The following is an 8,077-nucleotide window of genomic DNA, read 5'->3' on the forward strand; positions in this document are numbered from 1 at the left end:
CCCGCCAAATGCGTCAACACCAAAAAATTCCCCTGCTGGCCGCCATGATACTGGTGATGATCGGTCTGCTGTTCGCCGGTTACTGGTATCTGCACGGCCGCTATTTCGAAAGTACCGACAACGCCTATCTGCAAAGTGAAGTGACCGGGATCCGATCCAAACTGCCGGGCTATATCAGCGAAGTACTGGTCACCGATAACCAGCCGGTCAAAGCAGACCAGCTAATCGCCCGTCTTGATGACCGCGAATACAAGAACAAGGTGGCAGAAGCCCAAGCCAATCTGCAACTCAATCAGGCCACCGCCGAGAATCTGGCCGCCACCCGCACCCAGCAGCTGAGCCTGATCCAGCAAGCGGAGGCCAGAGTCGCCTCCGCCAGTGCCGAGCAACTGCGTGCCCACCAGCAAGTGAACCGGATCAGCCAGCTCAACCAGCGTCACTACAGCTCGCAAGACAGTCTGGACGAGGTGCGGGCCGGTCTGCAGGTCAATCTGGCACAGGAGCAAGAGGCAAGAGCCGCTCTGCAGGCCGCCCGCGAGCGACTACTGGTACTGGATGCCGAACGCAAACAGAATCTGGCCAGGCTGGCCCTGAGCGAAGCACAACTGGAAGAGGCGAGGCTGGAGCTGACTTACACCGAACTGCGGGCGCCAGCCGATGGCATCATCGGCAAGCGCAGCTTGCGGGAGGGACTCTATGTCCAGTCCGGCATGCAGGTCGCCAGTCTGGTACCGCTACAACAGGTATGGGTCGAGGCCAACTTCAAGGAGACCCAGCTCGCCCACATGCTGCCGGGCCAAAAAGTAGAAGTTGTACTGGATGCCTACCCGGATCAGCCGGTCGAGGGGATTATCGACAGTCTCTCCCCCGCCACTGGCGCCAAGTTCGCCCTGCTGCCACCGGAGAACGCCACCGGCAACTTCACCAAAATCGTCCAGCGGGTACCGGTCAAGATCCGCATCCCCGAGCCGGGCCCGCTGGCAGGGAAGCTGCTGCCGGGTCTCTCCAGCGAGGTGATCGTGGATACCCATACTCCTGAAGCCGTGGTTGCCGCCAACTGATGGAACCCATTCCACGTCGCAACTGGATCGCGGTCATGGGGGGCCTTATCGGCGCCTTCATGGCCATCCTCGATATCCAGATCACCAATGCCTCCCTGAAGGACATTCAGGGGGCGCTCTCTGCCACCCTGAGCGAAAGCTCCTGGATCTCCACCTCCTATCTGGTGGCGGAGATGATCGCCATCCCCCTGAGCGGCTGGTTGAGCCGGGGGCTGAGCGTGCGCCGCTACCTGCTCTGGACCACCGGCGCCTTTATCGTCGCCTCCGTGCTCTGCTCGTTCAGCTGGAACCTCACCAGCATGATCATCTTCCGGGCGCTGCAAGGCTTCACCGGTGGCGCGCTGATCCCGATGGCCTTCTCCCTCATTGTTACCCTGCTGCCACTGCATAAACGAGCCACCGGCATGGCGCTGTTCGGCCTCTGTGCTACCTTCGCCCCGGCCATTGGCCCCACCCTGGGTGGCTGGCTCACCGAACAGATATCGTGGCACTACATCTTTTACATGAATGTGCCGCCGGGACTGCTGGTGATGGCGATGCTGGCCTACGGGCTGGACAAGAAACCGGTGGACTGGGCAGTGATCAAGCAAGTCGATCTGATCGGCATCGTCACTATGGCACTCGGCCTGGGCCTGCTGGAGGTGGTACTGGAGGAGGGCAACCGAGAGGACTGGTTCGGCTCGAGTTTCATCGTACGACTGGCGGTCATCTCGGCGGTGGCACTGGTGTTCTTCGTCATCAGCCAGCTTATTCGCCGTCACCCACTGGTCAATTTGCGGCTGCTGCACAACCCGCGCTTCGCGCTGGCCTGCTTCGCCTATCTGATCCTCGGGATGGCGTTGATGGGCTCCATCTATGTGCTGCCGCTCTACATGACCCAGATCCACAACTACAACGCGCTGGAAATCGGCGAGGTGCTGATGTGGATGGGACTGCCGCAACTGCTGGTGCTGCCGCTGGTGCCCAGGTTGACCCACAAGATAGACCCGCGCTATCTGGTGAGCTTCGGCTTTCTGATCTTCGCCGTCAGCTGCTTTATGAACGTCAATATGAGTGCTGACTATGCCGGGCCACAGTTAATACAAGCGTTGATCGTACGGGCACTGGGGCAACCCTTCATCATGGTGCCGCTCTCCCTGGTCGCGACCGCCAGCCTGACCCACGACGAAATCCCCTCCTCCTCGACCCTGCTCAACGTGCTGCGCAACCTCGGTGGTGCATTCGGTATCGCCATTATCGCCACCCTGCTCGACAACGATACTCGCACTCATGTGGTGCAGATCAGCAGCACCCTGGCCGCCAGCAGTATCGAGGGGCAGAGCTATCTGCTGCAGTTGGCCCAAACCATGATGGATCAGGGATCAGGCCCGGAGATCGCCCAGCAGCAGGCACAAGCCATGCTGACCAATACCATCAACCGGGAAGCAGCCATCATGGCCTACAATCAGGTGTTCTACATCATGGGGATCTTTCTGCTGATCGCCAGCGCCCTGATGTTGCTGCTCAAATCCCCGGCCCCGCGGGCGGCGGATGCAGAACCGCTGGAGGCTTGAAAAACAGCCGGGGCATAAAACAAAAAACGGGCAAACGCCCGTTTTTCTTTATCTGTTACCTGCACTCAACCACATGGCACTATCCCGCCAGTGACCCCGCAATCAGGAATTGCGCGGCAAAGTAACTGCTCATGACCCAGGCGCGGGCGTGGGGAAAGGGGCGGCGGAAACGATCAAGTGCCAGCATGCAGTCGGAGAAGAGGAACATAAGGGCACCGACCAGCGCTGCCGCAGAACCTGCGGTGAGAGAGGCGTGCCAGGCACCGGCTGCAACCCAAGCCATACCGATGATCACCAGCATGTAGCAGAAGACCGGGATCCGCATCTCCCCCAGCTTGCCCCACAAGATGCCAAACACCATGCCTGCGACCAGTAACAGCAGCAAGCCATCGACCAACTTGAGCACCAGCGGCCCCTGGGCAAAGCCGACGATATAGCAGAGGTGCGCGACAAAAAATGCGGCCAGTCCCTGAATAAAGCGATCAGTTGGCAGCATCAGCAATACATCTCCCGCTAACGAGAGGCAGAGACCGAGCAAGATCCAGGCGTGAGAACCATCGTGGTCATAACTCTGATAACCGAACGCCAGCGCAATGATCAGCAGCATGGTCAGCGGCTTGCTGATATAAAACTGGCGACTATCTGAACCGTAGGCAGCGCGGATATGCCACCAACCGGAAGCGATGATCAAGAAACTCAATAACATGCCCTGCTCCTCACCTGTTGCTCGCAGTCATACGGCAACCGTTTTTATCATGGTGCAGGGTAACAAATTCCTTGCTGCAGTGGCAGAGGTGCTTATCAAATGGGCAGACTAAGCCTAAAGTCTAATTGCCCCCTCGTGTGGTTCAGGGCATAAGAGACGGGTCTGGAGGATCACCATGGAAGAAGCTATGAAAAACTATCTGCCCGCCATCGACATCATGATGTGCCATTTGGGGATCAGCTTTGAGCAGGCTTGCGAACAGTTGGGTCTCAGCCAGCAGGAGCAACAGGCACTGGATCAGTTGCAACAGCAGAGCCAAGCCAACTAGCCCTCCCGTTATTGGACATCATGATGTGCCATCTGGGGATCAGCTTTGAGCAAGCCTGCGAACAGCTGGGTCTCAGCCAGCAGGAGCAACAGGCACTGGATCAGTTGCAACAGCAGAGCCAAGCCAACTAGCCCGTTCAAACATGCAGACCAATAGAGAAGACCGCCAACTGGCGGTCTTCTCTATTGGTCTGTGTGATACCCGGACGGTATCATGCAATGCCTGCCAGCAGGCGACTCCAGTTGCGTTTACCTGCGATGAAGCCGTCCCGCAGGGCCCGATACTCCAGTTGCAGCTTGAGGCGATCATAACGGGCCAATGCCTTGCGCTTGCGCAACTCCAGCAGCCGTTTGCGACTGGCGTAGTAGTGCTGCAATTGCTCGCTCAGTTTGTCGTACTCCTCCTGCAGCAACTCCTGCCACAGCTCGCGATCTTCCTGCTTGCGCAATCTGGCTTGCGCCCGTTTCAGTTGCATCTGCAGCCTTGCCTGCTCGATACGCTCCTCCGGCGAGGATCTGAGATCCCCCGCCAGACCGCACCATGAGGCGAGCCGGATCAGCCACTTGGTCGGATCGAACTGCCACCAGTGAATGCCGTTGCGGTAGTCATTCTCGAACAGGTGGTGAAAGTTGTGGTACCCCTCGCCAAAGGTGAAAAAGGCCAGGATGCCGTTGTCGCGAGCGGTATTGCGGTCGGTATAGGGCTGACTGCCCCAGATATGGGCCAGCGAATTGATGAAGAAGGTGGTGTGGTGAGTCATCACCGTCCGCAGCACGCCCGCCAACAACAGCATGCCGAGCAGGTCCCCGTGGATCAGGCCAAACAGCAGCGGCAGGCCCAGATTGGTCGCCAGCACCAGCGCCAGATAGTGGCGATGCTGAAACGCGACCACAGGGTTATTCTGCAGATCCCGCACATTGCTGTAATCGCCATAGCGCTCTCCCTGATGCTCCCGCAACATCCAGCCGATGTGGGAGTACCAGAAACCGCGCCCCGCGCTGTAGGGGTCTTTTTCGTTGTCATCCACATGACGATGGTGACGGCGGTGATCAGCTGACCAGTGCAGGGCCGAATTCTGCAATGCCAATGCACCTCCGATGGCAAACAACCACTGCAAAGCGGGGTGCGCCTTATAGGCCTTATGCGACCAGAGCCGGTGATAGCCTGCGGTGATGGAGAGACCACTCAGGCAGAACAACAACAGGAAACTGGCCCACTGCCAGAGATCGTAACCGTGGCTCACGCCGTACCAGGGCACGACAATCAGCGCCACTATCCCGGAGAGGGAGAACAGTAGGGTATTGGTCAAAATTATTGGGGGTCTGGCCATCTCATTGCATCCTTTCAGCGAACAGCTGTTAGCCATTTTCTATGGTGATTTCCTCACGGTCAATGGTAAAAAAGTAGGATACAAACCTGACCCCTGAGGCGCCTTCGGGTTATCATTTGGCCTCAATAAGCTGAAGGTGACTGATTTCGTGGGTATTCGCGCTCAACAAAAAGAAAAAACCCGGCGTACATTGATCGACGCTGCATTCAGCCAACTGTGCGCCAATCGGAGTTTCTCCAATCTCAGCCTGCGGGAAGTCGCTCGTGAAGCGGGTATTGCACCCACCTCTTTCTATCGCCACTTTCGTGATATGGAGGAGCTGGGCCTGACCCTGGTTGACGAAGGTGGCCTCACCCTGCGCCAACTGATGCGCCAGGCACGCCAGCGCATTGCCGGTGGCGGCAGTGTCATCAGCACCTCGGTGCAGACCTTTATGGAGTTCGTCGAGAACAACCCCAACATCTTCCGACTGCTGCTGCGGGAACGCTCCGGCACCTCGGCCGCATTTCGTCAGGCGGTGGCGCGCGAGATCCAGCACTTCATCGCCGAGCTGACCGACTATCTGGAAGCCACCACCGAAGCGCCACGGGAAGATGCCTACATCCAGGCAGAAGCCATGGTCACCATCGTATTCAGTGCCGGTGCCGATGCGCTCGACATGACCAGCGAAGAGTGCCGGGCACTCTCCGACCGCACCATTAGCCAACTGCGGATGATCGCCATGGGCGCCGAGGTGCAAAACCAGAAGCGCCGTGAAACTCACCCATGACCACAGGATGGAGAACGACATGCCTGAACAGCTTATGATCCCGAAAAAACCGCTCGCCATGGCCATGCTGATTGGCATCTGTGGTGATGCTTCTCTGACAGCACTGACCAACTCGGTCGTGCCTTTCTCCTTCTTTCCGCTGATTGCCCTCTGGCTGGCGGCCTATCAGCTGTTCCAGCACTATCGCCATGAACCCATGGTGGGCAACACCCCCATCTGCACCCTGCTCTGCTTCTTTATCGGTGCCTTCGGCCACTCCGCGCTGCTCAAGGTGCAATACCCGGAACTCGGCAGCAACTTCTTCTCCCTGATCATGATGCTGCTGCTACTGGCAGCCCTCTCCATCAAGCTGGGCCTGAGCATTGGTAGCAAAGTGAAGCCCTGATAAATCGACCAAGTGATGGCAATCACCTGATAGATAAAGAAAAAAGGCCTTCCCAACGGGAAGGCCTTTTTGTTTGCGCTGCACCTGATTAATCCGTCACGCTCGGCAATCTCGGTATCGTTAATCTCGCCAAGCGGCTCGGCTTCAAGATCGACGTCCAGATGGAGGATGGGGTGGTCAATATGGAACTGCCCTGTAGCCAACAGGCGGCAGAAGTCTGATTTGGTCGGTCATAGCACCATTCAAATGGCTGTAGATTGAGCTGATAAGGTCGCGGTATAGATACAAAAAGGAGGGGATTGCAGGCTGTTGGGCACTCTTCCGGCAGGTAAACGCCAAGTATTGACTATTTAACACACTAAAAATGACAAAGCCCGGTCGAGAGACCGGGCTTTGGTGTTCGCGCTGGTGTGCAAACAAGGGGTTCTATGGGCAAAATCTGCCCATAGCAAAAAGGCCTTCCCATTCGGGAAGGCCTTTAAAATTAGTGGCGGAGCGGACGGGACTCGAACCCGCGACCCCCGGCGTGACAGGCCGGTATTCTAACCAACTGAACTACCGCTCCGCTATTTGGTTAGCTTTTCGCTAAATCTTTTGCCGCTTATCAGAGGTGTCATCCTCTCGGCCAATGATGTGATTCTTCACATCACTGTTTAATTGGGTGCCTGGCAGTGTCCTACTCTCGCATGGCGAATGCCACACTACCATCGGCGCTACCGCGTTTCACTTCTGAGTTCGGCATGGGATCAGGTGGTTCCACGGCGCTATGGCCGCCAGGCAAATTAATTCAATCTGAGAAAGCTGACGTGAGTAATGATGTCGCTCGTGGCTTCATCACTATCACTGAATTTTTAAGTAGTTCATGCACTTGCTACAAGGCCAGAAACACTTCTTGGGTGTTGTATGGTTAAGCCTCACGGGTAATTAGTATGGGTTAGCTCAACACGTCGCCGCGCTTACACACCCCACCTATCAACGTTGTGGTCTCCAACGGCCCTTTAGGACCCTCAAGGGGTCAGGGATGACTCATCTCAGGGCTCGCTTCCCGCTTAGATGCTTTCAGCGGTTATCGATTCCGAACTTAGCTACCGGGCAGTGCCACTGGCGTGACAACCCGAACACCAGAGGTTCGTTCACTCCGGTCCTCTCGTACTAGGAGCAACTCCCTTCAATCATCCAACGCCCACGGCAGATAGGGACCGAACTGTCTCACGACGTTCTGAACCCAGCTCGCGTACCACTTTAAATGGCGAACAGCCATACCCTTGGGACCGACTTCAGCCCCAGGATGTGATGAGCCGACATCGAGGTGCCAAACACCGCCGTCGATATGAACTCTTGGGCGGTATCAGCCTGTTATCCCCGGAGTACCTTTTATCCGTTGAGCGATGGCCCTTCCATTCAGAACCACCGGATCACTATGACCTACTTTCGTACCTGCTCGACCTGTCCGTCTCGCAGTTAAGCTGGCTTATGCCATTGCACTAACCTCCTGATGTCCGACCAGGATTAGCCAACCTTCGTGCTCCTCCGTTACTCTTTGGGAGGAGACCGCCCCAGTCAAACTACCCACCAGGCACTGTCCGCGAGCCCGATTCAGGGCCCTGCGTTAGAACATCAAACATACAAGGGTGGTATTTCAAGGACGGCTCCACGACAACTAGCGTTATCGCTTCAAAGCCTCCCACCTATCCTACACATGTAGGTTCAATGTTCAGTGCCAAGCTGTAGTAAAGGTTCACGGGGTCTTTCCGTCTAGCCGCGGGTACACCGCATCTTCACGGCGAATTCGATTTCACTGAGTCTCGGGTGGAGACAGCATGGCCATGGTTACACCATTCGTGCAGGTCGGAACTTACCCGACAAGGAATTTCGCTACCTTAGGACCGTTATAGTTACGGCCGCCGTTTACCGGGGCTTCGATCAAGAGCTTCGCTTGCGCTAA

7 protein-coding genes, 1 tRNA gene and 2 rRNA genes (1 of these 10 cut by a window edge) are annotated in these 8,077 nt (G+C 56.9%); 5 read left to right on the forward strand and 5 right to left on the reverse strand.

All coding sequences use genetic code 11. From position 1 onward, the window contains the following. The first annotated feature begins 8 nt into the window (after positions 1–8). Positions 9–1,061, forward strand: coding sequence for an HlyD family secretion protein (locus tag CK911_RS15675; RefSeq protein ID WP_098971107.1), 1,053 nt, complete (start codon positions 9–11; stop codon positions 1,059–1,061). Beyond that, positions 1,061–2,614, forward strand: a complete 1,554-nt coding sequence (locus CK911_RS15680) for a DHA2 family efflux MFS transporter permease subunit (RefSeq protein WP_098971110.1) — start codon at positions 1,061–1,063, stop codon at positions 2,612–2,614. The genes CK911_RS15675 and CK911_RS15680 overlap by 1 nt, the downstream gene beginning before the upstream one ends. Before the next feature lie 79 nt (positions 2,615–2,693). Here the strand turns inward: CK911_RS15680 and CK911_RS15685 are convergent, their stop codons facing one another. Beyond that, complete coding sequence (locus tag CK911_RS15685; protein WP_042019753.1) at positions 2,694–3,320, reverse strand: lysoplasmalogenase; 627 nt, start codon at positions 3,318–3,320, stop codon at positions 2,694–2,696. Between the two features lie 187 nt (positions 3,321–3,507). Here CK911_RS15685 and CK911_RS15690 point away from each other — a divergent pair, with 187 nt between their 5' ends. Continuing rightward, complete coding sequence (locus tag CK911_RS15690; RefSeq protein ID WP_172953930.1) at positions 3,508–3,648, forward strand: hypothetical protein; 141 nt, start codon at positions 3,508–3,510, stop codon at positions 3,646–3,648. A gap of 211 nt (positions 3,649–3,859) precedes the next feature. On the opposite strand, the gene CK911_RS15700 is transcribed toward CK911_RS15690, so the two are convergent. Then, the gene (locus CK911_RS15700; protein WP_098971114.1) at positions 3,860–4,978 is read right to left on the reverse strand and encodes a fatty acid desaturase; all 1,119 of its coding nucleotides are present in this window, start codon (positions 4,976–4,978) and stop codon (positions 3,860–3,862) included. A gap of 148 nt (positions 4,979–5,126) precedes the next feature. Here CK911_RS15700 and fabR point away from each other — a divergent pair, with 148 nt between their 5' ends. Both fabR and CK911_RS15710 read left to right on the forward strand, forming a co-directional pair. Further along, entirely contained in the window at positions 5,127–5,747 is a 621-nt protein-coding gene (fabR, locus tag CK911_RS15705) for an HTH-type transcriptional repressor FabR (RefSeq protein ID WP_098971116.1), read from the forward strand. A 19-nt stretch (positions 5,748–5,766) separates the two neighbouring features. Then, entirely contained in the window at positions 5,767–6,132 is a 366-nt protein-coding gene (locus tag CK911_RS15710; RefSeq protein WP_068978310.1) for a YijD family membrane protein, read from the forward strand. 488 nt (positions 6,133–6,620) lie between these two features. On the opposite strand, the gene CK911_RS15715 is transcribed toward CK911_RS15710, so the two are convergent. The 3 genes from CK911_RS15715 to CK911_RS15725 all read right to left on the reverse strand — a co-directional run. Beyond that, positions 6,621–6,697, reverse strand: a tRNA-Asp gene (locus CK911_RS15715). A gap of 98 nt (positions 6,698–6,795) precedes the next feature. Beyond that, positions 6,796–6,910, reverse strand: a 5S ribosomal RNA gene (gene rrf / locus CK911_RS15720). 125 nt (positions 6,911–7,035) lie between these two features. Continuing rightward, a 23S ribosomal RNA gene (locus tag CK911_RS15725) occupies positions 7,036–8,077 on the reverse strand; it runs 1,848 nt beyond the window's last position.

This window comes from Aeromonas sp. CU5, assembly GCF_002586745.1.
In the GTDB taxonomy this organism is placed as follows: domain Bacteria; phylum Pseudomonadota; class Gammaproteobacteria; order Enterobacterales; family Aeromonadaceae; genus Aeromonas; species Aeromonas sobria.

What these genes read in the sequence shown, in the direction of transcription:
- CK911_RS15675 (WP_098971107.1), top strand. Translation starts at nt 9, where the DNA reads ATGCGTCAACACCAAAAAATTCCCCTGCTGGCCGCCATGATACTGGTG.
- CK911_RS15680 (WP_098971110.1), top strand. Translation starts at nt 1,061, where the DNA reads ATGGAACCCATTCCACGTCGCAACTGGATCGCGGTCATGGGGGGCCTT.
- CK911_RS15685 (WP_042019753.1), bottom strand. Translation starts at nt 3,320, where the DNA reads ATGTTATTGAGTTTCTTGATCATCGCTTCCGGTTGGTGGCATATCCGC.
- CK911_RS15690 (WP_172953930.1), top strand. Translation starts at nt 3,508, where the DNA reads ATGAAAAACTATCTGCCCGCCATCGACATCATGATGTGCCATTTGGGG.
- CK911_RS15700 (WP_098971114.1), bottom strand. Translation starts at nt 4,978, where the DNA reads ATGGCCAGACCCCCAATAATTTTGACCAATACCCTACTGTTCTCCCTC.
- CK911_RS15710 (WP_068978310.1), top strand. Translation starts at nt 5,767, where the DNA reads ATGCCTGAACAGCTTATGATCCCGAAAAAACCGCTCGCCATGGCCATG.